Annotated in this window: 22 protein-coding genes; 10 read left to right on the top strand and 12 right to left on the bottom strand. The window is 69.4% G+C overall.

Annotated features, from left to right (window positions below):
* Nucleotides 1-256: 256 nt before the first annotated feature.
* A complete protein-coding gene (locus tag EIL87_RS12120) occupies nucleotides 257-1,549 on the bottom strand; it encodes a DUF1479 domain-containing protein (RefSeq protein WP_125090343.1) in 1,293 nt (430 codons plus the stop codon).
* An 88-nt stretch (nucleotides 1,550-1,637) separates the two neighbouring features.
* Between EIL87_RS12120 and EIL87_RS12115 the strand changes: the two genes are divergently transcribed.
* Nucleotides 1,638-2,765, top strand: a complete 1,128-nt coding sequence (locus EIL87_RS12115) for an ROK family transcriptional regulator (RefSeq protein WP_125090342.1) — start codon at nucleotides 1,638-1,640, stop codon at nucleotides 2,763-2,765.
* 95 nt (nucleotides 2,766-2,860) lie between these two features.
* Here EIL87_RS12115 and EIL87_RS12110 read toward each other — a convergent pair whose 3' ends face one another.
* Nucleotides 2,861-4,024 carry a TetR/AcrR family transcriptional regulator gene (locus EIL87_RS12110; protein ID WP_125090341.1) on the bottom strand — a complete coding sequence of 388 codons (1,164 nt, stop codon included), beginning with the start codon at nucleotides 4,022-4,024 and terminating at the stop codon, nucleotides 2,861-2,863.
* Nucleotides 4,025-4,421: 397 nt separating this feature from the next.
* Between EIL87_RS12110 and EIL87_RS12105 the strand changes: the two genes are divergently transcribed.
* On the top strand, nucleotides 4,422-5,621 hold the full coding sequence (locus tag EIL87_RS12105) for an oxygenase MpaB family protein (RefSeq protein WP_125090340.1): 1,200 nt from the start codon (nucleotides 4,422-4,424) through the stop codon (nucleotides 5,619-5,621).
* 311 nt (nucleotides 5,622-5,932) lie between these two features.
* Here the strand turns inward: EIL87_RS12105 and EIL87_RS12100 are convergent, their stop codons facing one another.
* Complete coding sequence (locus EIL87_RS12100) at nucleotides 5,933-8,680, bottom strand: sensor domain-containing protein (protein ID WP_125090339.1); 2,748 nt, start codon at nucleotides 8,678-8,680, stop codon at nucleotides 5,933-5,935.
* 541 nt (nucleotides 8,681-9,221) lie between these two features.
* Here EIL87_RS12100 and EIL87_RS12095 point away from each other — a divergent pair.
* A complete protein-coding gene (locus EIL87_RS12095; RefSeq protein WP_125090338.1) occupies nucleotides 9,222-10,382 on the top strand; it encodes a beta-ketoacyl synthase N-terminal-like domain-containing protein in 1,161 nt (386 codons plus the stop codon).
* Between the two features lie 131 nt (nucleotides 10,383-10,513).
* Here the strand turns inward: EIL87_RS12095 and EIL87_RS12090 are convergent, their stop codons facing one another.
* The 4 genes from EIL87_RS12090 to EIL87_RS12075 form a co-directional block, all read right to left on the bottom strand.
* Nucleotides 10,514-11,467, bottom strand: coding sequence for an ATP-dependent DNA ligase (locus EIL87_RS12090; protein WP_158628626.1), 954 nt, complete (start codon nucleotides 11,465-11,467; stop codon nucleotides 10,514-10,516).
* A 137-nt stretch (nucleotides 11,468-11,604) separates the two neighbouring features.
* Nucleotides 11,605-12,939 (bottom strand): MFS transporter, encoded by a 1,335-nt coding sequence (locus tag EIL87_RS12085; RefSeq protein WP_125090336.1) that lies wholly within the window; start codon nucleotides 12,937-12,939, stop codon nucleotides 11,605-11,607.
* A 35-nt stretch (nucleotides 12,940-12,974) separates the two neighbouring features.
* The gene (locus EIL87_RS12080; protein WP_125090335.1) at nucleotides 12,975-13,976 is read right to left on the bottom strand and encodes a PDR/VanB family oxidoreductase; all 1,002 of its coding nucleotides are present in this window, start codon (nucleotides 13,974-13,976) and stop codon (nucleotides 12,975-12,977) included.
* Nucleotides 13,976-15,109, bottom strand: coding sequence for an aromatic ring-hydroxylating dioxygenase subunit alpha (locus EIL87_RS12075; RefSeq protein WP_125090334.1), 1,134 nt, complete (start codon nucleotides 15,107-15,109; stop codon nucleotides 13,976-13,978). The genes EIL87_RS12080 and EIL87_RS12075 overlap by 1 nt, the downstream gene beginning before the upstream one ends.
* Before the next feature lie 110 nt (nucleotides 15,110-15,219).
* Between EIL87_RS12075 and EIL87_RS12070 the strand changes: the two genes are divergently transcribed.
* Complete coding sequence (locus EIL87_RS12070) at nucleotides 15,220-15,804, top strand: PadR family transcriptional regulator (protein WP_125090333.1); 585 nt, start codon at nucleotides 15,220-15,222, stop codon at nucleotides 15,802-15,804.
* Nucleotides 15,805-16,232: 428 nt separating this feature from the next.
* Here EIL87_RS12070 and EIL87_RS12065 read toward each other — a convergent pair whose 3' ends face one another.
* A complete protein-coding gene (locus EIL87_RS12065) occupies nucleotides 16,233-16,427 on the bottom strand; it encodes a helix-turn-helix domain-containing protein (RefSeq protein ID WP_125090332.1) in 195 nt (64 codons plus the stop codon).
* A 1,134-nt stretch (nucleotides 16,428-17,561) separates the two neighbouring features.
* Here EIL87_RS12065 and EIL87_RS12060 point away from each other — a divergent pair.
* The 4 genes from EIL87_RS12060 (at nucleotide 17,562) to EIL87_RS12045 (ending at nucleotide 20,550) form a co-directional block, all read left to right on the top strand.
* Complete coding sequence (locus tag EIL87_RS12060; RefSeq protein ID WP_233576198.1) at nucleotides 17,562-17,888, top strand: LysM peptidoglycan-binding domain-containing protein; 327 nt, start codon at nucleotides 17,562-17,564, stop codon at nucleotides 17,886-17,888.
* 320 nt (nucleotides 17,889-18,208) lie between these two features.
* Nucleotides 18,209-19,279, top strand: a complete 1,071-nt coding sequence (locus tag EIL87_RS12055) for a M4 family metallopeptidase (protein WP_125090331.1) — start codon at nucleotides 18,209-18,211, stop codon at nucleotides 19,277-19,279.
* Nucleotides 19,280-19,397: 118 nt separating this feature from the next.
* Nucleotides 19,398-19,682 carry a hypothetical protein gene (locus tag EIL87_RS12050; protein ID WP_125090330.1) on the top strand — a complete coding sequence of 95 codons (285 nt, stop codon included), beginning with the start codon at nucleotides 19,398-19,400 and terminating at the stop codon, nucleotides 19,680-19,682.
* A 310-nt stretch (nucleotides 19,683-19,992) separates the two neighbouring features.
* On the top strand, nucleotides 19,993-20,550 hold the full coding sequence (locus EIL87_RS12045) for a hypothetical protein (protein ID WP_125090329.1): 558 nt from the start codon (nucleotides 19,993-19,995) through the stop codon (nucleotides 20,548-20,550).
* On the opposite strand, the gene EIL87_RS12040 is transcribed toward EIL87_RS12045, so the two are convergent.
* The 3 genes from EIL87_RS12040 to EIL87_RS12030 form a co-directional block, all read right to left on the bottom strand.
* A complete protein-coding gene (locus EIL87_RS12040; protein WP_233576197.1) occupies nucleotides 20,551-20,883 on the bottom strand; it encodes a protealysin inhibitor emfourin in 333 nt (110 codons plus the stop codon).
* Nucleotides 20,884-20,919: 36 nt separating this feature from the next.
* A complete protein-coding gene (locus EIL87_RS12035) occupies nucleotides 20,920-21,246 on the bottom strand; it encodes a helix-turn-helix domain-containing protein (RefSeq protein ID WP_125090328.1) in 327 nt (108 codons plus the stop codon).
* A gap of 119 nt (nucleotides 21,247-21,365) precedes the next feature.
* Complete coding sequence (locus EIL87_RS12030) at nucleotides 21,366-22,070, bottom strand: LuxR C-terminal-related transcriptional regulator (protein ID WP_125090327.1); 705 nt, start codon at nucleotides 22,068-22,070, stop codon at nucleotides 21,366-21,368.
* Nucleotides 22,071-22,409: 339 nt separating this feature from the next.
* Here EIL87_RS12030 and EIL87_RS12025 point away from each other — a divergent pair, with 339 nt between their 5' ends.
* Together EIL87_RS12025 and EIL87_RS12020 are read left to right on the top strand one after the other, a co-directional pair.
* Entirely contained in the window at nucleotides 22,410-23,378 is a 969-nt protein-coding gene (locus EIL87_RS12025; RefSeq protein WP_125090326.1) for a DNA/RNA non-specific endonuclease, read from the top strand.
* Nucleotides 23,379-23,431: 53 nt separating this feature from the next.
* Nucleotides 23,432-23,638: a hypothetical protein gene (locus EIL87_RS12020; RefSeq protein WP_125090325.1), complete on the top strand. Its 207-nt coding sequence runs from the start codon at nucleotides 23,432-23,434 to the stop codon at nucleotides 23,636-23,638.
* Nucleotides 23,639-23,824: 186 nt separating this feature from the next.
* Here EIL87_RS12020 and EIL87_RS12015 read toward each other — a convergent pair whose 3' ends face one another.
* Nucleotides 23,825-25,168 (bottom strand): TIGR01777 family oxidoreductase, encoded by a 1,344-nt coding sequence (locus tag EIL87_RS12015; RefSeq protein ID WP_233576196.1) that lies wholly within the window; start codon nucleotides 25,166-25,168, stop codon nucleotides 23,825-23,827.
* Nucleotides 25,169-25,262: the final 94 nt, after the last annotated feature.

Raw genomic sequence — 25,262 nt, 5'->3', positions numbered from 1 at the left:
GTCGGGACGAACTGACACCTGGCCTCACCGCGTCACGTGAGGCAAGGTGCCGTTCGTGCTGGTCCCCTCGGGGCGCTGGCTCCCGGCAGACCGCGGCTCGCGGTTGCTCGGTGTGCAGACCATGCCCGGCGATGGACCGGGTAGGGAAGGCCTGCATGCGGACAGCGGGTGCGACCGCGTCGTCGCGAGAGGACATCCGTGATCGACCTTCCCCGGGGGACCGCCCCGGACGAGGCGGACCCCCGGGGAGGTGCGGTCAGTCGAAACCCATGCCGCGGCGGCCGATCTCGTTGAGCTGGTCGTAGGTGAACCTGCCGTCCCAATCCCGTTCGTAGTGCTCCGCGGGGAAGTCGGTCGGGCTGGAGCCGGTGAGGAACGCGTCGCGGACGCTGGGAGCGTAGGCCTCGTTGCGCGGGCACCACGGGGCTGCCGGGATGTACATGACGTTGCCCCAGCCCTGCTGGTCGGCAACGGGGGCGACGCTGTGGATCATGTCGCAGTGCCACCAGACGGAGTCGCCGGCCTTGACGTCGGGAATGCCGACGAGGCCCTCCAGCAGGTCGCTGTGCCACTTGTGCGTGGCGGGGAAGACCTGGTTGGTGGTCACACCGCACATGTCGTCGTCGGGGACGTCGGGGAGCAGCGGGCGCAGCATCAAGTACGCCATGGCTTCGGGGATCGGGACGGAGTGCAGGACACCCTGGTCGTGGTCCATGTCGGACAGTGCGGTCCAGCCCTGGAAGGTCCGGAACGCCGAGCACATCGTGGATCCCGGGTACTGGGAGCCGGAGGTGCGGTGAGCCGGGTCCCAGGGATCGTACTGCTCGACGGTGCCGTCGAAGAGGTGCCGGAACGCCTGCTGGTAGGAGCGGGTCATCCACAGGTCGAGCGTGCCGGGGTCGCAGTGGGTTCCGAGGCCCGCTGAGTCGGCGCCCGGTGGGCGGCGGCGGATGCGGTCGGGGTACATGGCGTCGCGGTCGGGGTCGAACCACTGGACGCCCTCGGACTCGTTCTTCCAGAAGGAGTTGAGGAAGGCCTGCACGTCGGCTGTGCGCCTGCTCTGGCGGGCCTCCACCTGAGCAGGGGACCAGTAGATCGGGTAGATCTCGGGTTTGGAGCCGACGCTGCCGAAGAAGTCGTCGCCCGGACCCCGGTAGTTCTCGAAGAAGTGGTTGCGCTCGACGTACTCGACGATGCCGGCGTCCCAGGCCAGCGCTTGGTCGCGGTCGAAGTGCCCGCGCACCACCAAGCAGCCTCGTCGCTGGAGCTTGCTGATCTGCTCGGCGCTGACGGTGCCGTTGGCGATGTCCGCGTAGTCGATGACGGGCCAGACCGTCTCGCCGCGTTCCTGCTCCGCCTTGATCTCGCTGACGCGTTCGGCGATGCGCTGCTCCACCACGGCGAAGACCTCGTCGACGCTGCGGCCCGATGCTTCGATGCGAGCGCGCAGCGCGGACTTGATCTTCCGGATCGCAGCGGACAAGTCCTCGGGCGGGCTCTCCCAGTGCGGCAACGCCGGCGTCTGCGGCCGGCCGGATGTGGCGGTCACCTCGAACTCCTTTGGTCAGGGCCCCTAACTAATGAGCAAGGTAGCTGCCGCGTGGTGTTTGGGCAACACTCCTGACTAAACTCCCGGCATGTCCTCCGCCAAGCCTTCGCTGGAGCTCCTGCGCTCGTTGACCGATGAGCACGTGCTGCGGGCGGTCATGGAGGCGCAGCGGATCACCCGGACGCAGATCGCGTCCCGCACGGGGATTTCGAAACCGACGGTGTCCGACAGCGTGCGCAGGCTCAGCGAGGCCGGTGTCCTGGTGGACACGGGGGAGCGGACGACAGGCCGCGGGCGGGCGGGCTCGTACTACTCGTTGAGCGAGGACTGCGGCGCGGTGCTGGTCGCGAGCATCACGCCGAGCGGAGTGGTCGCCGAGGCCGTCGACGCGTTCGGCCGCGTCGTCGCCCGCGAGCAGGAACCGATCGGAAGGGCACCGGGCGCGGAGGTCGCGGCGGACGTGCTGGCGCAGGTGGCGGCCCGGGTGCAGCGCGCGGGTCACGGCCCGCTCCGCTGTGCCGTGGTGAGCGCTGCCGACCCCGTCGACCGCGAGACCGGACGACTGGTGCAGCTGCCGGACGTGCCGTTCCTGGTCGGAGACCTGGACCCGGTCGCGGTCGTGGACCCGCTGGTCGACGGGCCGGTGCTCGTCGACAACGACGTCAACTGGGCCGCTCGCGCTGAGCAGGGCCAGGGCTGCGCCGCAGGTGTCGACGACTTCGTCTACGTCTACTTGGACGAAGGTCTCGGGTGCGCGGTCGTCACCGACGGGTCGGTGCGTCGCGGACACCGCGGCTTCGCGGGCGAGATCGCGCACCTCCACACCGAAGGCCCGGGCGGCACGGCCGTGCCCCTGATCGAGGTCTTCGCCGCCCTCGGACTCCGGCGCCGAGGAACGACTGCTGTCGACGTGGAGGCCCTGCACGAAGCGATCGCGGACGACGGCGCGACGGGCGAGGAGGTGCGGCGGGCTCTCTCGCGCGCGGTCCACGGCGTGCTCGCGGCCGCTGTCGCGCTCGCAGATCCTGAGCTCATCGTGCTCGGCGGATCCTGGGGCGCGGATCCGACGATGGTCCGGTCCCTCGACGAGCAGTTCGCCGAAGCACCGCGCCACGTCCCGGTCGTCCCAGCAGGACTCACCGAACCCGAGATCGCCGGCGCCCGCGCCCATGGCGTGGAGGAACTCCGCAATCACATCATCGCCTCACCTCGCTAGGGGCCGAGTCCCCCACCTCGCGTGCAGCGCTTGCGAACCCCACGGGACGACGAGGTCTTCCCTCCACAGGTCGGCCCGCCCGCCGCGACCTCGGCTCAGAGGCTGAGGGCGGCCAGGAGCAGGGTGGTGACGGCGGCTCGGTGTTCGGGTTCGTCCCGCCACCGCAGGGCGCGGCCGGCTTCGAAGGCGGCGCCGAAGCCGCTGTACACCAGGATCCGGGCCTCGCGGGCGTCGAGTTCCGGGCGCGCTGCTCGCAGGTGCTGCTCCCACACCGCGATGTGCTCCCGCTGCGCGGCGATGAGTGGTTGGCGGAGGTTCTCGGGTAGTCCGCCGAGTTCGGCGTTCGCGACCCTCGTGAGGGCGGTGTGCTCGAAGCTGTAGGCGACGTAGGTCGCTGCGAGCGCGACGACGGCCTCGTGCGGGTCGGCCACGCCGCGCAGGTTCTCCTCCACCGCTTGGGACAGCAGTCCCGCCGCTTGGCGGCAGGCGGCGGCGAGGATGTCGGCCTTGCCGGTGAAGTAGCGGTAGATCGCCGACGGGACGACTCCGACGGCCTCGGCGATCCGGCCGTTGGTCACGGTGGTGAACCCGTCGCGTTCGAACAGCGGGATGGCCGCGGCGAGGATCTCGGCGCGGCGCGTGCGCGGTACGGGTTGGGCTGGCAGTTCGACGAGGTGGGCCTTGTCGACGTCGGCTGTCGGGTCGGTCGCGGCCACGCTGAGCCCCGATGAGAGCAGCGCGTTCTCGATCCGGCGTCGTGCGACCGAGGTCCGGTGCATCGTCACCGACCCGATCACGCCGAGGACCGCCGCGGCGCGCAGGCGCTCGTCGGGGAGCGGGTGCTCGCGCCGCACCGCCTCGGTGACCCGGTTGACCACGTGCGCAAAGGTGGTGTTGAGCGCCTGACGGTCCTGGTCGTTGAGGTACCGGGCCTCCCAGCGGTACAAGCCGCCTGACTCCCGGTGGGCGACGGTGACCCGGGTGAGGGCGGAGAGCACCTCCGCCAGGGGGGCTTCGGCGGGGACCTCGTCCAGCGCGCCGACCAGCGCGTCCGCGGCGGTGTGCGCGCACTCCGCGAGGAGCGCGTACTTGTTGGGGAAGTGCCGGTACAGGGCGGCGGCGGTGATGCCGACGCCGGCGGCGATCTCCTCCATGGACGTCGCGTGGTAGCCGCGTTCGCTGAACGCCCGTCCGGCTGCTTCGGCGATGAGCTGCTTGCGGTTGCGCGGTCGCACGGCCGCGGTCGACTCGGTGATCAACGCGGCCCCAGGGAGCGTGCGCGCGGGAACGAGGCCATGCGGGCCAGTCAACCACGTCGACGACCGGGTCGTCGATGCGCTCCGCGGCCGTCGTCCACCCCGTCGGGGACGCGCCCACCGGGTGGGATCTCGGCGAACCGTCCGCGAGCCACCAAGCCGCACTGGGGATTCGGTGAACGGTGAACCGTGCCGCCGGTCGTTCCAGTGTTCCCGCAGGCCGGGGGCGTCCGCGTCGGCAGCGGACCGGTTCAGGTGCGGAATGGCCCTTGCCACAGATCACCAGGCTGGATAAGTTAATGGAAAATCTCTCGGTGGACGACGGTCTGCCAGAGGTTGCTCACCTGGAACCGCGCGAAGAAGCACCACCTCACGCCTACCAAGGAAGCTAGGTATGTAAATGAGCAATCTCAGCAGGAGGAACTTGCTGTCGCTCGGCGCCGCGCTGGGGCTGGTGGGAGCCACGGGCGCTGCACCGGCTCTGGCGGCTCCCAGCTCGAAGGCGGCCGCGAACGACCCGTGGTGGGTCTGGGACGACGAGTTGGACGCCCTGATGGGGCGCCTCCTCCGCGATGACCAGATCCCGGCGATCAACACCGCCATGGGGTCCTGGGTCAACAACAACGACTCGCTGCCCGAGGGACTGCCTGCCGAGCTCGCCGACTGGCTCCAGGAGGTCAACAAGCTGCCCTCCTGGGCCGACCAGGAGAAGCTGCGCCTCGCCGCCGACCTCAACCGGCGTTGGGACACCTACCAGTTCGTCGTGTACGGCATCGGCAGCGGCATCATGAGCACCGTGATCCCGCGGGAGGCCAAGTCGGTCTACTGGTCCGCGGGCGGTGCCGACATGCAGGACCGGGCGGCCAAGACCTTCACCTTCGGCTACGACCTCAACGAGCTCAACGCCTTCGAACCCGACGGTCAGATGGTGGTCACCGCCAACAAGACCCGTCTGGTGCACGCGGCGGTCCGCAACCTGCTGCCGCAGTCCGCGCACTGGCAGTCGGTCGCCGACGAGCCGTACCGGCTGCCGATCAGCAACGGCGACATCCTGATCACGTTCCACAGCCTCGGCACCTTCCTGCGCAAGAAGTTCCAGGAATGGCAGATCCCGATGACGCCCGAGGAAGAGGAGGCCTTCCTGCACATGTGGCAGGTCGCCATCCACCTGCTTGGTGTCCGGGACGAGTTCATCCCCAAGACGTGGGCCGAGGCGGAAGCGCAGTCCGCGGAAGTCCTCACCCCGCTGATCGCTCCGACCTTCGAAGGCCGCGAACTGGCCGAAGACCTCCTCGGCCTGACCGCGCAGGTCGACCTCGGTGTCAGCCGCGGGTTCCTGAACGAGTTCGTGCGTTACGTGCTCAACGACCAGATCGGCGACTGGCTGAACTTGAAGCGCGATCCCGCGTCGAAGGAGTTCATCCGCAACGGGTTCCCGGCCTACATCGCGTTCCGCGAGGGCTTGATCCCGGTCGCGCCCGCCGGCTTCTACGTCTTCGACCAGTTCATCCGCGCGTTGGCCATGATGTTCCTCAACAAGGGCGCATCACCGACCACCACGCCCATCACGATCCCGACCGGGAACCGGCCGGGCGCCTGAGACCTCGACTGCGCTGTCCGGGTTCGCCCGGACAGCGCTCCCTGGCGGCGTCGTGTCCGAGGTTCACGCTGCGAAGGCAAGTTACCGCCCGCGTGCGCATCGGATGCTGCTCGACGACCCTTCGCCTGCTCGGCTGTGTGATCACCCAGAGCGGCGTCACGCACGGCGAGCGAGGTGCCGAACCCCGGGCGGATCTGAACGGGCACTGTCGTCGAACGACCGCACCAACACCCATCATCACGGCCACCCGCGAGGAAACCGTGAGGAACGCGCCGAGAAGCGACACCGCGTCGGCGTCTCCCGGAGCGGCCCTAGCGAGAGGTGTGTGCCGGGAGGAGTTCTTCGAGTGGGGTGGGTTTGCCGAGGTAGTAGCCCTGTGCGTGGTCGCTGCCGAGGTCGCGGAGGAGGTCGAGTTGGTGGGCTGTTTCGACACCTTCGGCGACGACGGTGAGGCCGAGGGCGTGGGCCATGGCGATGATGCTGGTGACGAGGACGTCGAGCCCGTCGGAGTCGGCGAGGTCGGTGACGAACGACCGGTCGATCTTGAGGCTGTCGAAGGGGAGTCGCCGCAGCTGGGCCAGCGAGGAGTGCCCGGTGCCGAAGTCGTCGATGGCCAGTGACACGCCCAGCTCGCGCAGGGAGTGGAGCACGGGTGTTGCTGCCGAGGGGTCGCGCATGATCGCGCTCTCGGTGACCTCCAGGCACAGGGCGTGGGCGGGCAACCCGGCCTCCGCGAGGGCCTGCTGGACGATGGTCCGCAGACCGGGGTCCTCGAGCTGGCGCGGGGAGAGGTTCGCGTTCAGTCGCAGGTCGAGCCGGTGGCGCTGGCGTGCGGCGGCGAGTTGGCGGGTGGCGGTGCGCAGCATGTGCGCTCCGATGGAGTTGATCAGGTCGCTTTCCTCGGCCAGCGGGATGAACTCCCCCGGCGAGACGGTGCCGTGCAACGGATGCCGCCATCGCAACAGGCCTTCCACGGCAACCGTGCGCTCGGTGCGCAGGTCGAAGATGGGCTGGTACGCCACCCAGAGCTGGTCTTGTTCCACGGAGTGGTGCAGGTCCTGCTCCAGGACCATGTGCCGCTGCACGCGCTCGCGGAGCTCGACGTCGAAGAACGCGCAGCGACCCCCGCCTTGTGCTTTGGCTCGGTACATGGCGACGTCGGCATCGCGCAGGAGGTCTTGGCCGGCGCGGGGGTCGCCGGGTCGGGAGAGCACGATCCCGATGCTGGCTTGGAGGTGCAGCTGCCTGCCCTGCGCGTGGATCGGCTCGGCGAGAGCGCGCAGCAGGCGCTCGCTGAGTTCGCCGAGGGTGCGGGTGTTCTCGTGGTGGGTGAGCACGACGAATTCGTCCCCGCCGAGGCGGCCGACCAACGCCTCGTCCCGGGTGGCCTGCACCAGGCGTTGCCCGATGGTGTGCAGCACCTCGTCGCCGACGACGTGGCCGAGGGAATCGTTGATGCGCTTGAAGTTGTCCAGGTCGAGGAACAGCAGCGCAAGCGGGCGCGTGGGGTGCCGCAGGCGCCCGACGCAGCGCAGCACCAGTGTGCGGTTGGCGAGCCCGGTCAGCGGGTCGTGGGTGGCCGCGTGCTCCAAGCGCTCCTGGGCGGCGCGCTTGTCGGTGATGTCGGTGAACGAGGCGACCACCGCTTGGGGTGGCCGGTCCTGCGGGCCCAACAGGCGGGTGGTCACCGACAGCCACACGCTGCGCCCGTCGGGCCGTTCGAGCCGGACCACCCGTGCGGTCTGCGACACCCCGCTGCGCTGGGTCGAGGCCAGGGGGTGGGCCTCTGCGGGAAGCGGCTGCCCGGACTCGTCGAACACCGACCAGCTCTCGGGCGCCGTGCCGAGGAGGGTTGAGCGGGGCACGCCCAGGATCCGCTCAGCGGCGGGGTTGGCCGAGACGAACAGACCGGTGGGGGCGACCACGAGGATGCCCTCGTCGAGCGCGTCGACCACGGTGGCGAAGTCCTGCTCGGCTCGCCGTCGCGCGGTTTCGTCGGCGCACACCAGCACGTACCCGGAGTCCATCTTCGCGACCGAGAAGCGGATCACGAGGGCGGTGCCGTCGCTGCGCCGGTGCCGCGCTTCGACGCGGCCGCCGGCGGCGAGCACGTCCTCGGGCTGCAGGGGTGCGCCGACCAGCTCGGTGACCGGCCGACCCAGCGCCTGGTCGGCGGGCAGGCCGTAGACGGCTTCCGCGGCGGGGTTCCAGCTGGTGACCACGCCCTCCCGGTCGAGGGCGATGATCGGGTTGTTGACGTGATCCACCAGCGCGGCCTGGTAGCGCAGCGCGGCCTCGGCCGCTTGTTCGGTGGTGATGTCGCGTCCGATGACCTGCACCGCTGGGCGGCCCTCCCAGGTGGTGTGCACCGCCACCAGCTCCACCGGAACCGGGGTGCCGTCGACGCGCAGCAGCTCGGCCCGTGCCCGAGGGGCGACCGCACCCTCGGTCTCCAGTTCCCGGAGCCGCTCGCGCATCGGCGGGATCGAGTCCGGAGCGACGAAATCGACCAGCCGGCGCCCCATGAGCTGCTCGCTGGACTCGACGCCGAGGACGGCACCCATGGCCGGGTTGGCGTACCTGATGATCCCGTCCTGGTGGACGCAGATCGCCTCAGGGCTGAGATCGACGAGCAGCCGGTACCGGCCGGCGAGATCGGTCAGCGCCTGCCGGTCGTGGTGCAGAGCGGTCACGTCGCGGGCAAGCCCGACCAGACCTCCGGGGCGCTGGCCGCCGACCAGGCGGGCGTGGAAGTGGAGCACCCGCGTCTGCCCCTCCGCGGTGACCACCGACTGCTCCAGATCGAGGTCCTGGCCCTGCCCGGCCGTCCGCGCTGCCACTGTCCACGGCGCGAGGAGCTCGACCAACCGAGCCCTGATCTCCTCCTCACCGGCCCTGGGCAGGCCGAGGAGCACGTCCATCCCCTTCGTCCAGGTGATCTGCTCCTCAACGAAGTCGTACGTCCAGCTGACCGCGTCTTGCGCGGACAACGCCACCTCGAGGAGCTCCCGGTCGAGATCAGAACCGCCCGGCAACCCGCCACCAGGGTCAATCTCCATGAGCCGTCCAATGAAGTGCCGTCGCTCCGATGAGAAGTCCTCGATCAGCCGATCAGCAGCCTGCTTCGCCCGCTTCAGCCTTACGCGGCACCTGACCCGATCAGTGCGGTCCGCTTCCACCGCCTGCCAGCAACGCTCCCGATCGTACCGAGGGTTCCCGTACGCGCTGGCCAGACAACCGCGCGAGGAAGAGGGGCGACGACCCGGTCTCCCAGGGCGCCGCCCGCACGATCGTGACAGGTCAGCCGCACAGCCGACGCGGAATGTAGCGGAGTAGCGCCTTCCCTTGGATTGATCTTCATACAGACGTGTGTTAGAGCACGAGAGAGCGAACACAGCTAGTAGTGATCTCGGTGGATCGTTCCCCACGCTGACGAGGTGCCGGGACCCACCTCTGGTCCGTGCGGCGAGCACTGCAGTCCGTCTCGCCCCACGGCTGTGGCGGTAGCTCGAACTGAGCGTGAAGTGGCGGCTCCCGGCGTTGCCACACCTGCCTGCGCGTGATGCACGGATCGATTGATCACAACTCGGGAGATGAGACATGGTCGACCAGCGCTGTGGAATCAGCGGAATCGGAGCGGTGAGCGGCTACGGCTGGGGCCGCGAACCCCTCTGGGAGGGCTTGGCCACCGGCCGGGTGGCTGCCCGACCGACCGAGGGGCACGGCCCCGAGCGGGACCAAGCGGCGTGGGTGGCGACCGTTCCGGACGGCGGTGACGAGTTGGACGGGCCGAGCCGCTTCGCCAGGGCCATGCGGGCCGCCGGCCGCGAGGCGATCACCGACGCCGAACGTCGGGGTTGGGAACCCGGTCGGCGGGTAGGGCTGCTGCACGCCGCCGTGCTCGGCGATGTGGATCTGTGGCGGGACTTCTACGGCGTGCAGGACGCGGACGTGTCGGTCCGCGACTACTTGGCCCTGATGCCCTCGACCCCCATCTCGACGTTCATGCAGGAGTTCGGCTTCCACGGCCCGGCGATGAACATCTCCACGACGTGCGCCTCCGGCAACGCAGGTTTGATCATCGCGAAGGCCTGGTTGGACAGCGGCGTGGTGGACGACGTGATCCTGCTGGCCACCGACCTCTCCTCCGCGCCCGAGACCGTGCTGCACTTCAACCGGCTCGGGGTGGCGGTCACCGACGCCGAGCCGCTGCAGGCGTGCAGGCCGTTCCAGGAGGGCAGCCGGGGCTTCATCATGGGCGAGGCGTCGATCGGCATGGTGCTGTCGAACCGGTCGCCGAACCCGTACGTGCGGGTGCTCGGCGGCGCGATGTCGCACGATGCCCACCACGTCACCTCGGTGGACCCGGGGCTGGGCGAACTGGAGCGGTGCTTCTCCGAAGCGCTGACCAACGCCGGGGCGCAGCCCTCGCAGGTGCGCTACCTCAACGCACACGGCCCGGGCACCCGGCAGTGCGACCGCGCCGAAGCCGCCGTGGCCGATGCGCTGCTGCCAGCCGAAGCCGAGCTCTACTCGGTCAAACCTCTCGTGGGCCACTGCATGGCCGCGGCCTCGGCGGTGGAGATCACTGCGACCGCCCTGGGCTACGACCGCGGGTTCCTCCCGGCTCCGCCTCAGGTGGCACCCGCACACCCGCGGCTGATGGACGGTCCCACCGCCCCCGCCGACGGTCTCACCCTGAAGTCCTCGCTCGGCATGGGCGGCCACAACTCCGCGGTCGTGCTCGCACCCCCGGCCTAGCCACCCGGGGCACGGGTACGAGCTGGTCTGGCAGGACCAGACGGCGAGGCGGGAGAGGCGTTTGGGGGTGGGCCAGCGGACGTGGTGGACTCCACGGGGTCCGCTTGCTCCACCGGGCAGCGCCGTGACGTTCACCGCCTGCCGGGCGTGTGCGCGGGTGGCAGGTCAGCGGGGGTGAGGTCGGCGCGGATGCGCACGACGCGGAGTCGGTGTCGGAAGCGGCCGTGTTCCGCCGCGGTGTCGGCCTCGACTTCGACCACCGTGTCCGGATGCACGGCTTGGTAGACGGTCTCGTCACCGGAGAAACCGCCGACCGTCCCGGGCAGGTGGACGGGGTCGAGGCGGGCTTCGTCGAGCCGCAGCCGCGCAGCGAGCTCGGCGCGAAGGCCCGGCGGCACGGGCAGCGACAGTCCGGTCACCCACCACCCCCTGCTGAGATCCGGTGAGCCGAGGACGAGCGCGTCAGGTGAGGTCACTCCGAGCACCACCGCTTCGACGGTGCGGGTGGTGCGGACCTTGAGCCAGCCGCTGCGCTGGCCGGGTGCGTAGCGGCTGGTGACGGGCTTGGCCATGACGCCCTCGACACCGGTCACGCCCCAGTCCAAGCTCAGCCACTCCCGGGCGGCCTGCGGGTCGAGGGTCTGCTCGACGAGCTGCACGTGCGGCAACGGGCGGGTGAGGAGGTCCTCGAGGACGCCCCGGCGTTCGAGGTGGGGCTTGCCACGCAGGTCCCGCTCGTCGGCGGCGAGCAGGTCGAAGGCCATGAGGACCGCGGTGATCCGGTCGCGTTCCCGCCTCGCTGGACCGGCCTGCAGCGCGGAGAAGTCGAGGCGTCCGTGGCGCCAGGCGACGAGCTCGCCGTCCACCACGACATCGCCGAGCGTGGCGAGATCTGCGACGACCTCGGGGAACCGGCTGGTCAGCGCGGTGTTGCCCTGCCGGGTCTGCAGCAGCCGCCGTGCGGCGAAGCCGACCACGCGGTAGCCGTCGAGCTTCGGCTCGTAGGCCCAGCGGCCCGGGTCGACAGGCAGGTCACGGGTCGAGCCGGCCACGGTCACCGTGACCGGTGGGCGCAGCACCGTCACCGGCCCAGCTTGCGCTGAGCAACCTGAGCGTGCCCGGTGACTCCGGGCCCGCACCGCCGCCTGCGAGGGCGGTGCGAACCCGGAACGGCCTGTCGGCCTCGACCGGTTGTGCGAGCGGTCCGGTGTTCCCCGCGGTCTCAGACCGCGGCTGGCGCCTTCGCCGCCGGAGCGGACTCCGGGTCGTGGCGGCGCAGCGCGACCAGGGCGACCGAGCACAGCGCGACGACGACGGCCGCACCGACGTAGAGCTGGGTCGCCGACGCGCCCGCGTCCTTGAGCAGCCCTGCGATGGTCGGGGAGAGGATGGCGCCGATGCGGCCCATGCCCAGCGCCCAGCCCATGCCCACGCTGCGGACGTTCGACGGGTACAGCGGCGGCCCGACGGTGTACGCGCCGGCGATGCAACCGTTGATCAACGCGCCGACGATGACGCCGATCCCGAAGCCGAGCCACAGGACCGAGGTGCTCAGGATGAACACGACCATCATCGCGGCTGACAGCAGCGAGAACCCGATCAGCACGACACGCGGCGGGCGGAACCGCGCGGCCAGGCCGTAGAGCACGGAGCCGACGGTGCCGCCGATCGAGATCGCCATGCCGGCGGTGACCGCAGCGCTCTTGGACAGCCCTTCCTCGGCGAGGAGGGTCGGGGTCCAGCTGTTGACGAAGTAGAAGCCGAACATGATCGTGATGAACACGATCCAGAGCAGGACCGTGGGGGCCAGCAACCGCTTGAGCCACCCCGATTCCGCCTGCCCCGCTTCCTCCCGGGCGGCGCGCGACGCGTCGAGGTCGGAGGTGCTCGCCGAGTCCATCCCCATGCGCGCCAGCGTCCGGTTGATGCGCTCCAGTGCGCCTCGCGGACGCCGCTGCTCGAGGAAGGCGACCGACTCGGGCAGCAGCACGGCGATGACGACCAAGGCGACGAGCGTGCCGAAACCGCCTGCGTAGAAGACGATCCGCCAGTCACCGGCCACCGTGGTCTTCGCGACGAGGCTCGCCAGGGTCGCGCCGATGCCGTACCCGGCGGTGTAGATGCCGATGGCGAGACCGCGGTTCTTCGTGTTCGAGAACTCGCTGGCGATCACGTTGGTGCTGGCCAGGATTCCGCCCACGCCGATGCCGGTCACGAGCCGGAAGACGCCCATCACCAGCACCGAGGGAGCCATCGCGGCGCCGAACATGCCGATGGTGCCCAGGGCGAGGCTGATCAGGATCAGCGGGCGACGCCCGATCAGGTCGGCGAAGGGGGCGAGCAGCATCGAGCCGAGGGCCATGCCGATCAGGCCGACCGAGACGAGCAGGCCGAACTGGGAGCCGTTGAGACCGAACTCCTCGGTCACCGAGGGGCCGGTGAAGGCGACTGCCATGACGTCGAAGCCGTCGAGGCAGTTCATGAAGGTGCAGAGCGCGACGATCAGCCATTGGTAGCCGGACATGGGCGCCGCGCCGATGCGTGCCGTGAGGGTCATGAGCTGTCCAGAGGTGAGGGCCCCGGAGGACCGGATCAGGTGAGGTGGAGTGTGACGGTAGCGCGGTCGCCGCTGTCGCCGGCCACCGCGCGGGACACGCAGAGGCACAGGTTGGTGCAGCGCTGCTTCTGCGCTTCGCTGAGGAAGACGTCGCGGTGGTCGAGGGTGCCGTCGACCTCGACGATCTTGGCCAGGCAGAGCCCGCACTCGCCTTTGCGGCAGTCCGAGAGCGTTTCGACACCGGCCGCGTTCAAGGCGTCCAGGATCGAGGTGTCGGGTGCGACGGCGACGTCCCGGTCGAGCTGGGGGAGGCGCACGAGGAACTCCTCGGCGCCGAACCGGCCACTGGACCCGAAGGTTTCGAACCGCAGGTTGGTCGGCGGCAGTGCGTGGTCGGTCCAGCTCGACCTGATCGCGTCCATGAGCCCGATCGGGCCGCACATGTAGAGCTCGGTCGTGGCCGCGTTCGATCCCGCGGCGATCTCGCCGACCAGGTCCGGTACCGAGAGCGGCGTGCCCTCGTCGTCGACGTGCACCCGGACCCGGTCGCCGTGCTCGGCGCTGAGCTCGTCGAGGTAGGCCATGACCCGACGACTGCGGCCGAGGAGCACCAGCTCGTAGTCGGCGCCGCGGCGGCGCAGGGCCGACGCCATCGCGACCAGCGCTGTGACGCCGATGCCGCCGGCGACCAGGACGTAGCGGCCGGCACCGACCGCGAGCGGGAAGCTCTGCACCGGACCCGTCACGGTGAGCTCATCACCGACGGCCAGCGCGTGCATGGCCTGCGAACCACCCCGCGAAGCGGGGGAGAGCTGCACGCTGAGCGTGAGCCGACGACCACCGCCCTCGGACCGGACGACGGAGTAGGAACGGGTCTGCTGCCTCCCCTGGGCGGTCAGGGCGACGTCGACGTGCGTTCCGGGCGCGGCGTGTTCGGGGTGCTCGACCTCCAGCACGATCCGGCGGACGCCCTCGGCAACGAGTTCCGCCTCGACGACGTGACCGCGCTGCCAGCGGGCCTGGGAACGGGCCGCCATCAGGCACCCCGCCCCACGGCCGGCGCCGCCGACGGCCGTCCTTCGGCCGCCAGCATCCGCTCCAGGATCTGGCGCACCCACATGCCGCCCGCGTCGATGTTGAGGCTGTAGAACTCGTGCTCCGGGTTGGCGTCGATGGCGCGTTGCTGGGCGCGCAGCATGTCCTCGTCCTCGCCGAAGACGCCGTGCACGCCCTGGCGCAGCTGGGTGGTGATGGTCTGGCTGTCCAGGCGGTAGTTGCGCATGAACGCCCAGAAGTAGTGGCAGGTGCGGTCGGTCTCGGGCGTGATCGTGTTCATCACGTACCCGTTGACGCCCTGGCTGCGGTCTCCCTCGGGCGCGCCGGTCCCCGCCTTGGCGACACCGACGTCGATGCAGATCGTGGACGGTGCCTGGAACTCGATGATCTGCCAGCGGTCGACCTTGCCCTCGAAACCGGGGAACTTGTCGCGCATGTTCTTCAACCAGAACGGCGGGGCGTCGATGCCGCGCATCCAGCGGGTCACCGTGACCGCATCGCCCTCGTGGCTCACGTCGAACTCGGACTCGGAGAGCTCCTCCTGGCCGATGCTCGAGGAGTGCACGAACTCCTCGTGCGTGAGGTCCATCAGGTTGTCGAGGACCAGCTGGTAGTTGCAATCGGCGTGGATGGTCTCGCCGTCCCCGGCCCAGCCCGGGTCGTCCACCTGGTGCATGTCGGGGACGGTCGCCGGATCGGCGAGGTCCGGGTCGCCCACCCACACCCAGACGTAGCGGTAGCGCTCGACGACGGGGTAGGAGGGGACGAGCGCGCTCGGGTTGATCGTTTCCTGAGCGGGCATGGCGGTGCACCGACCGGTCGAGTTGTAGCGCAGGCCGTGGTACGGGCACTGCAGCTCGTTGCCGATGACCTTGCCTTGCGACAGCGGTGCCAGCCGGTGCCAGCAGGCGTCGGCCAGCGCGACGGCGCGTCCCTCGGCATTGCGCCACAGCGCGAGCGGGACGCCCGCGACGGTGCGCGCCAGCGGCTGCTTCCCGGTGACCTCGTGGTCCCAAGCAGCGACGTACCAGGCGTTGCGGGGGTGGTTGAAGATCTTCGCCGCTGCCTTGGTGGGCGCTGCGGCGGCCGTCGGTGCAGGAGGGGTGAGCGTCATTGGCCAACTCCCTATGGAGAGAGGTACGTGTAGCGTGAGCCACAAAGTATCTATCGATATAGTGAGTTGGCAAGGGTGGATACCGTGGTTGATCCGGAGAGGAGGCTGTCGTGTCGCTGCGGTGGGCGCTGATCGCGCTGCTGACGGGTCGCCCGATGACCGGGTACGACATCTCGAAGAGCTTCAGCACGTCGGTCGCGCACGTCTGGCACGCCCCGGATTCGCAGATCTACCCCGAGCTCAACCGGATGGAGCGCGACGGGCTGCTCTCCTCGGTCGAGGTTCCCTGGGGGAAGAAGGGGACCAAGAAGGAGTACCACGTCACCGACGAGGGGCTCGCCGCCTTCCGCGAGTGGATGGAATCGCCCCTGACGCCCCAGCGGCAGCGAGACCCCGCCTACCTGAAGGCCGCGTACTTCGACTTCGCCGACCCGGCGGCGGTGCGCGAACAGCTGCGGCAGCAGCAGACGTACTGGGAAGAGCACCTGACGATGCTCAGGGAAACCCGGAAGACCCTGGTCGACCGCACCCACCCCACCTTGGCGGCGCGCATCGCCAAGCTGGACGAGCGCGAGGCTGAGCTGACCGTCCGCTACAAGGTCCACGCCTACGACGGGCTCATCGCGCGTGCTCGCACCGAGCTGGCGTGGATCGAAGACGGTTTCGCGCTCCTCGACGAGCTCCACAGCACCTGAGGCGACCTCGCGCCTGACTCTCGTCGCTCCCCGCAGCGGTGGGAACCTGCTGTTGATCTCCTTCTTCGGGAAAGGGTCAGCCTCGGCTGAACGAACGAGGCCCGTCCTCACAGGGTTCTGCAGAACCGGACGCGTAGGCTTCGATTCTCGCCGGACCAGCGGATTGGCTCCAGTTGCGCCGCGTCGGCGTTTCCGGAGAATTGCGAGATCAACGGTCGCGAACGCAACTTGCTGCCGTTGCCGTGCAACGGAACTCCAGCCCATTCAGCATGTGATTGACGCACATGCCGAGGACGCGACTGCTCGGATGTCCACCGTGCAAATCCCGCGGGTCTGGGCCGTTCCCATTGCGCTCTTCGGGTGATCTTGGGAAAAAGCCCGGGGCGGCTCTGCTGAGCCGCCCCGGATCGACCGAACTGGTGTCTCGGTCAGGTGTCGCGCTCGAGGTGGCGGGCTTTGAGCTGCTCTTTCACCTCGGAGAGCAGGAACCTGCTTTGCCCGCCTGCCGTAGTGCTCGTGGCCGTGAGCCAGCCGGCACGCACCCAACGGGCGACAGTGCCGGCCGCGACCCCAAGCTCGCGGGCGACCTGTGCGCTGGTGAGCAGCGGTTCCTTGTTCGACATAACTCGAATGTATGAGTTGTTTGTGCTGTGCGCATTAGCCGCGCTAGCCTTGCGCGGAACGTGCGAGTTGTGTGGTTCGAACGGGATGAGCGAGGTGTTTGAGTTGGCGCGGATGCTCGCTCCGCGACCGCGAAAAAGCCACTCGCAGCCCTCTCGTCGTGCCGCCCGCACGTGGAAATCCGGCCACGAGGGCGAGATCTCTTCTCACGCCAGGCTGGCCTGGTCTCTCGGGAGCGGCGAACGCTTCCGATGCCCGCTCGGCCCGGTCGCAGGAACTGCGACGGCGTGCCGCGCGAGTACGAGCTTCCCCCCGGTCGTGGGGACAACGCCGACACGTCGTCGGCACGGGGGGAACCATCAAGTCCGGGCGCGATCGGGGGCCTGGTCCGACCGCGCCCGGGCTTGAACCCCACGCCCGACCCGCAGGCCTCGGCAGGCTCCGCTCGGCAGACGTCCGTGCCGCTCGATCCTCATGCGTGGTGCCGTCCGTCGCGTGCGGTTGCCCGAGCTTGATCGAGCGCCGGTGGCGCATCGATGGCGCGTTCGACCGAATCCGGTGACTCCCTTCAAGATCGGGAGTTCCTCGTCGCCGGCACCGGAGGTGGTCGCTCGTGCTCGACGGGTTCACGCCTCCTGCACGTCACACCGCTCGTCCGGTCGGTCGTGACACCGCCGCGTGGCGGGGACGTGGAGAGCGGTCGCGCGTCCGACAGCTGCAGGGACGGTAGTGCAGATGTCGGGTCTCGAAGGAGCTGGCGACTCGCCTGCTCGGCCCTGTGCCTCCTCGACGCCGAAGAAGGCCCGAAGACCGCGGTCCGCACACGGGATCGTGATCTCGCTCGCCGATCCCAGCCCACGACCCGGGTATGGCGACGGAATGGGACGGGAGTTCTGGGAGGGCGCACTCAGGGTGGGGGTGCGGTTTGCCCACCACCCTGGTGTGGCGCAGGTCGCAGGGCTCGTCGCCCGACTGCGGGAGATCGACCCACGATGCCACCGCGTTCCCGGTGGGGAGTGAATGGGCCCCTGGTGGACCCGGCGGTCCATTGCTCACCGGGTCTGGTCTGCGCCCTACTGGAATCGACCGCACGTCGGCAGCAGAGCGCCTCGAACGAGGCCGAGGGGGAGGACATCATGGTGGATTGCAACACCTACACCGTGCAGAGGGGCGACACGCTCTCGGAGATCGGGAGGTGGTTCCACGTTCCGTGGGAGGAGCTCCAACGCCTCAACCACATCCCTGACCCGGACGAGATCTTCCCGGGGCAGGAAGTGCGCCTCACCCGTGGTCGACCGGTGTGCGAGGTCTACACGGTGCGGCGAGGCGACACGTTGTCGGAAATCGGTGAGCGGCACCGGGTGAAGTGGGAGGAGCTCGCCTACTACAACCACATCACCGATCCTGACGTGATCCGCCCGGGTCAGAAGATCTGCATCCCGCAGCAGAACGGCGCGTGCTGAGCCTCAGCAGCGTTTCCCACGGCCCAGGCTGGGCGAGTCGACCTGAAGCCACGGAACTGATCGCGGGAACGGGCTTCGGCGGGGACGACAGGTGGTGGGTCGGAACCCCTCCCGTGCTTGCACCGCGAGGTGACGCGCCTGGAGCCTCTGCTGTTGCTCCACTTCTGCAGTTGTCGCCCGTTGCGGTTCTCGACATGCCTGGGCTGTGGGGCACGCACGGACTCGTTCCAGGCCACGGACAGGATCCAGTGCGCAGCTGCTCCCACGCGATGTCGGACATCCGTGCCACGGCGTGGACGCGCCGCCGAGGAAGGAATGCCATGAACACCTCCCGTCACCCGATCCAGTGCTTGATCCCCGACTACGTCTTGGTGGAGATCGCCAAGCAAGGCGATGCCGAAGAGCGGGAAGCCGCGCTGAACACGTTGGCGGTGTCCACAACGCTGCGTTCCGCGCGGTCGCAGGCCGAAGCCGCACGCATGGCGGCCGGCCCGGCGGTGGTGGCCACCCAAGGCCTGCGAGAACCGGCTGTCGACCGCATCATCCGCGACGCGAAGAACACCCGCGACACCGGGGCGCCGATCGTCCGCAAGGAGGGCGACCCTCCTGTCGGCGATGCAGCGGTCGACGAGGCGTACGACCACTTCGGACACACCTGGACGTTCCTGTTCGAGGTGCTCGCGCGGAACTCGATCGACAACGCGGGCATGACCCTCGACGGGGTCGTCCACTACGGAAAGAACGTCGACAACGCGTTCTGGGACGGCGACCAGATGCTCTTCGGGGACGGTAGCGGCACCTGGTTCACGCGCATGACGAAATCGCTGACGGTGGCCGCTCACGAGCTCGGGCACGGTGTCATCCAGTGCGACGGGCCGCTGGTGTACCAAGGCGAGTCCGGCGCGCTCAACGAGCACCTCGCGGACGTCTTCGGCGTGATGGTCCACCAGTGGTTGCTAGGCCAGACGGCGGAGGATGCCGATTGGCTGGTGGGCGCGGAGATCCTCGCCGAGGGAGTCCAGGGGAGGGCGCTGCGATCCATGAAGGACCCGGGCACCGCCTACGACGACCCGAAGCTGGGCAAGGACAGGCAACCCGCGCACATGAAGGACTTGGTCATCACCCTGGAGGACAACCGCGGCGTGCACATCAACTCCGGCATCCCGAACAGGGCCTTCTACGAGACAGCCATCGCTCTCGGCGGGTTCTCGTGGGAGCGCGCGGGTCGGATCCACTACGCAACGCTCGGCCACCCGCAACTGCGGCCGAACAGCGACTTCCGCCGCTTCGCCCGGCTCAACCACCGCGTCGCCACCCAGATGTACGGCGCGAACAGCACCGAAGCCGATGCCGTCGCGCACGGCTGGAACGCCGTCGGCGTGGAGCTGTAGGGGGAGTGGTGCACGAGCTTCGGCCTTGGCGGAAGGGTGCGGAGGCTCGAGCTAGGAGATCGCGGGGGCCAACAAGAGGAACCCAAGGAGGCAACCCGAAGGAGGGAGGTGAGCGACAGTGACCACGGTGAACGATGCGCAGCAGGTGCGCGTCCAGGAAGGTGCAGCGGAACCAAGGCTGACGTGGAGACGTGATGAGCAGAACCACTTCGTGCGCCGTTGGCCCTGGGCCCAGCGAACTCTCGCCCACATCCGCGAGTTGCGCACACTCGCGGAGTTCGTTCGCGACCAGACACCGACCTCGGCCGGCAATGCCGGCAATCGTGTGCTTCTGAAGGACGCGGAAAGCCATCTGGATGTTGCCGAGAACGCTGTGCTCGGCGCGCTGGTTGTGGCGTGGTAGTGCGGTGGACGGTGCGTTGGCGAACATGGATGCCGCGCACGCGTTGCTGCTGCAGGTCGCTCCGCGTCAAGACGTGAGGGCCATGCTGCCCGACCTCACAGAGGTGGTCGAAAGCAACCTCCCTCCCCACGATCACCGTCGGAAGGCCATCGTGGAGTGGGTGGAGACCCACACCCGTCCGGCCAGCTGGTTCATCCCACAACAAGCGAGAAGAGGTGTCCCAGAGGGCAACGGGAAGGTCCCCACCACCCTCCAGCGACGAACGATCGCCGACGCCATCCGTGCCGCCTACCGCGTGCGGGAGGACGAAGTGATCCGCGAACGGAGCTTCAACTACCTGGTGTACAAGTGGACCGCCGGGTTGTTCGGCATCGCCTTCCTGATCGCGCTCCTCGGGTTCGCGTTCCCCACAGCGCTTCCCCTGTGCTTCTCCCCCGAGCCGCCCATCCCGCCGGCGGCCGCCACGGTCGCGTGTCCGACGGAAGATTCCCCGAGAGCCGGGGACTACCTCCTGGTTGAACTGGCCGGGTTGATCTCGGCCGCCGTGACCAGCGCTGGAGCCCTGCACGAGATCAAGGGCAGTCCGACGGCCACGAACGTGCCCGTTGCTCTCGCGGTGCTCAAGTTGCCGACCGGGGCTCTCACGGCGGTCCTCGGGATCGTGCTCTTGCGAGGCGAGTTCGTGCCCGGGCTCAGCGCCCTCGACACGCCGGCGCAGATCATCGCCTGGGCCGTCGTCCTGGGAGCCGCCCAGCAGCTGTTCACGCGGTTCGTCGACGCACGCGGTTCCGCGGTCATGCGCGCAGTCCCGGATTCGAACCCGGAACCGCCTCGCAAGTCGGAGGAGAAGACACCGGTCCGGGCCTGATCACCTGCGGCGCTCGTCGAGCGCGCGTTCTTCGAGCCACTCGATCAACGGCCAGAGGTGGTCCGGCACCGCGGTCTGCGACGCGACGACGTCGAAGCGCCGGCCGCTGCGCTCCACGCTCACCTCGTACTGGTAGGTGTCCGCGCCCGGGCCCGTGATCGGCGAACATCGGGCGAGCTCGGCGACGTCCGCCTGCTCCAGGGCGTCTTCGAGCTCGTGGCGTGATCGCTCGTCGAGCTGGTCGAGCAGCACCGAGATCCCCAGCACGTCGCCGGCGAAGAGTCCACCTGAGCGGTGGAAGTCCACCCGGGTCATGTCCTGCTCCACCTCCACGCTCCAAGCCTACGGACCCCGGTGCGTCGTTGTCCTTCACGGTGACTGCGCGGCTCGGACGAGCGCCTGCGGGGACAGCTCGCCGAGCGGCTCGCAGCGGAACACCTCACGGCCGTCGCGCACGACCACCAGCACCGTTCTCGGGCGCTGTTCGAACAACCGCACCAGCACTTCGGCGGAGGTTGGCGGAGCCACGTCGAGGATGACGGTGTTCGCTCCCGCCTCGTCGATCGCTTCGAGGAGCCGGTCCGCGTCCTGTGCGCGCTCACCGACCACGACGAGCTCCGGGTGCTGTTCGACCGCCCTGGCGATGATCTCGCGCATCAGACGAGGCATGCCGATCAGGAAGATCTTGGTGTTCACGCTGCAGAGCCTCCTCACCCCGCTTCCAGCATGCGGTCGTCACCACCGCGGGGACATGAGCAGGCGGCTCCAGGAGGTGTTCATCCTGCGGGCTGGGGCCCAGCTGGGCACTCGTCGGTTCACCGGACGTGGCCGGTGACGGGGTTCAACGGCACCCGGCCGCCGGCCCAGGGAAGCACCACGGAGTGGTCGAGGCGTTGGCGTCGCGCCCACGCCGCCACGTCCGCCCTGTCCCGCAGGTCCAGCTTGGCGAGGATGTTGTGCACGTGGTTCTTCGCGGTCGCCAGGGCGATGCACAACCGACGGGAGATCTCCTGGTTCGACAGCCCCTGCTCCAGCAGCTGGACGATCTCGACCTCTCGCTGGCTCAACACCTCGAACCGGCCGCTGGGCTGCAGTTCGGCGGACAACTCCGCTACCCGGTGGCTCAGGGCGGCGGCCACCCGAGGGGAGCAGCGCAACTCGCCCGTTGCGGCGCTGTCGATGGTGTGCCCGAGCTCGCCGATCGACTGCTCCCGCGTCAGGTAGCCCGCAGCGCCCATCTCCGCGTAGGCGATGATGTCGGCTTCGTCCTCAGGAACACCCAGCACGACGATCTGCCACCCGGGGTGGTGGGCCGCCAGGCAGCTCACCGCACCAGGACCGTCGGGCACGCCCGTCACGTCGAAGAGGACCACGCCGCGCGGGTGTTCCGTCGGCGCGAGGGCGACGTCCTCCGGCCGGGAGACCGCGTCGACCACCTCGAAGTCGCCGATGTGGCGCAGGATGAGGACCAGCCCTTCCCGGTAGAACCTGGTCGGGGCCACGACGACGATCTCGATCATGGTGAACCACCCAGGCCGATGCGGCCGCGCTGCGGTGAGCCGCCGGAGCACGCCGGTTCCAGTGGCGCTGAGCACCGCTCTTCTTCGCCCCACCACGTGGTCCTCCAGTCGGGCGCGGATTCAGGCTATCGTCGCTACGACCTGCGACAACATGGCCAATGGTCCTCCTCGGAGGTGAACCGGTGCGATGCGTCCGGGGCGGCCATGGGCCGTCAGCACGGCGAAGTTGAGCACCTCGTGGGCCGCCAGGCCCATTCCGGTCACCTCGCGAGCCGCCGCACCATGAAGTCGGAACCCGCTGGAAGCGGCGTTCTACGACCTCGACCAGAAGGCGCGATCATGCACTCTTCGCCGATCGAGCTGAGCATTCCGCTCACCATCACGGTGGAAGTGGAGGAATCGGACGGAACAGCTCCGAGGGCCCACGTCGCGAGACCGTTCCCCGAACTCGTCCGCCCCCGCCCCTACTACGACGGCTGCACCGGTTACGACCCCGCCTTCCTCGGGCCGGAAGTAGCGCTGCCGGAACTCTCCGACGAGCAACGCCGCAACGCGGCGAAGAACAGCGCCGCGCCTGCTGGGGAGGACCCGACGGTCCTCCCGTACACGCACTTCAGCGTCGTGGTGAACCGCCGGCGGCAGCTCGCCTACTACACCGTGGTCAACATCGACGGTGCTGAGAGCGCCCGCGTCGGTCGACGGCGGGACGCGTGGTACCTGGATCCGCGCATCGCGGAATCCGAGCAGATCGGCGAATCCCTGTACCTGCGGAACGCCCTGGACCGAGGTCACCTGGTCCGGCGTCTGGACCCGGTGTGGGGCGCCGAGGCGGCGCGGGCGAACGACGACACGTTCCACTTCACCAACTGCTCACCCCAGCACGAGAAGTTCAACCAGGGGAAGGATCTCTGGTTGGGCTTGGAGGACTTCATCCTCGAGCACGCCGAGCTGGAGGACAGGAAGGTCACGGTGTTCACCGGACCGGTGATGAGCGAGGACGACCCGCTGTACAAGGGTGTCCGCCTGCCCTTGGCGTTCTGGAAGCTCATCGCCTACTGCAAAACGGGTGCCGGTCTCTCGGTGTCCGGTTACGTGCTGGAGCAAGCGCGGCTGATCGAGGACGTGCTGGGGTTCGAGGCGCTCTTCGACGCAGGCACCTACCGCGTCCCGCTGGCACACCTGCGTGACCGGACGGGGCTCGACTTCGGGCACCTCGAACCGTTCGAAACCGCTCTGGCGTCGGACGGGCTGTTCGCCCGGGACGACCACGTGCCGGTGAACGACGACTGCTCGAACCTGGTGCTCTGAGGAACCTGGAGGCGGTCGGTGCCGAAAACCCCGCGATGGGAAGGAGAAGAACAGTGACCACTGCTGACTTGGAGAGGGAAACAGGCCTTGCACCCGAGGACATGGAGGCACCCGCAGCCACCGGGATGTGGCGCTGGATGGGAAACTACGGTGATGTGTACGGACCGGTGCAGGCCGCGAACAGCGTGGGAGCCGGACCCGGTGCGATCCACTGCCAGATCATGAGCAACGGCCTCGTCGCGACGTGGCTGTACTACTAGGTCGTGCCGGAGGTGGTCCAGCCGAGCGCTCGCCAGGGTGCACCCCCGCGGTGAACGATCCGCTGGGAAGCTCTGATCGCGGAAGTGCCTTCTCTGCAGGAAGTGGCCTCCCGGCTTGCGGGGATCAACCGAGTAGGGAGGCGCTTTCGCCGCGTCGCGGTGGAAGAGGTGGATGAGCGACCCGATTCAGCCCACCTCCTCCGCTGCGCCGGGCGGGAGGACGCCGAGGACGTGGCGCAGCGCGGAGTCGAGTTCGGGGTGGCGGAACACGTGCTCCTGGGCGAGCAAGCGCGCGGGCCTGACGTTCTGGTCCGCCAGTGCGAGCTCGTCGGCTCCGCGCCGGCCGAGCAGGAGCCTCGGCGCGAGCGCGGGCACGGGCAGGACTGCGGGGCGGTGCAGCACGGACGCGAGCGTCCGGGTGTAGCGCTGGTTCCGCACCGGACGTGGTGCGACCGCGTTGATCGGACCGGACGTGGCCTGGTCGCACACCGCGCGCAGGTAGATGTCCGCGAGGTCGTCGATCCCGATCCAGGACAGCCAGTGCGTCCCGTCTCCGAGGCGTCCGCCCGCACCAGCGGCGAACAGCGGGTACAGCAGTCGCAACGTCCCGCCCTGGGGCGACTGCACGATCCCGGTCCGCACCCGCACGCACCGCAAGCCCGCCTGCTCGGCGGGCGCGGTCGCGGCCTCCCACTCGGCGACGACGTCGGCGAGGAAGCCCTCGCCGCGCTCGCTGTCCTCGGTCAGCGGCTCATCTCCCCGGTCCGGGCCGTAGATGCCGATCGCGGAGGCGGAGACGAAGGCCGTCGGCCCGTCCGGGCTGGTGGCCGCTCGCTGCGCCAGCAGGCGAGTGGGTTCGACCCGGCTGTCGCGGATGGCGACTTCGTGGGCATGGGTGAAACGGCCCGCGATCGGCTCACCGGCCAGGTGGATCACGGCGTCGACACCGCGGAGCAGGTCCGCCGCCGGGTCGAGCGGATCCCAGCGACGTTCCTCCGGAGCGCGGGCGGCCCGGCGCACCAGCCGGAGCACCCGGTGCCCGCCGGTGCTCAACAGGGCGGTCACCGCCTTGCCGACCAAGCCGTTCGACCCCGTGACGGCCACGGTCAGCGCCCGATCGGTCCAGGAACGAGCGCGGGCGTGCGCGGTGAGGTCGTCGGCGAGTTGCGCGTGGCGGTAGCGGAACATGGCTCGCAGAGCGCGACGGGGCACGGGCGTGGCCACCGAGTCCTCCACGCGGGTGCGGTCACCGTCCACCTCCGCGAACCGGTGGGTGTGGCGCCACCGCAGGACCCGGGCGAGGGGCCGTGACTCCAGCACGTCCTCGAACTGGTGCGGCGGGTCGTAGGCATCGGGCTGATGAGCGGCCACCCACCGCAGACCGCCGGGAAATCCCAGCACGGCGTGACCGTCGCGCAGCGACGACGCCTCGGCCACCACCCGCACGGGCTGCCACGGCGGTGTCAGCCGGGTGATCGCGCCAGGCCGGCCGTGCCAGGCGAACACCTCCTCGATGGGCGCGTCCACCACGCTCGAACAAGACAGCCCCACGCTCCGCACGCTCCCCCCGGGTCGACCTGGCACTCACGAGTAGACCACTCGCGCGGCGCTCGCCGCGCGCCGC

This window comes from Saccharopolyspora rhizosphaerae (assembly GCF_003931915.1).
GTDB lineage: Bacteria > Actinomycetota > Actinomycetes > Mycobacteriales > Pseudonocardiaceae > Saccharopolyspora > Saccharopolyspora rhizosphaerae.
Note: the sequence above shows the minus strand (reverse complement) of the source record. Positions and strands in the feature narration are given on the sequence as shown.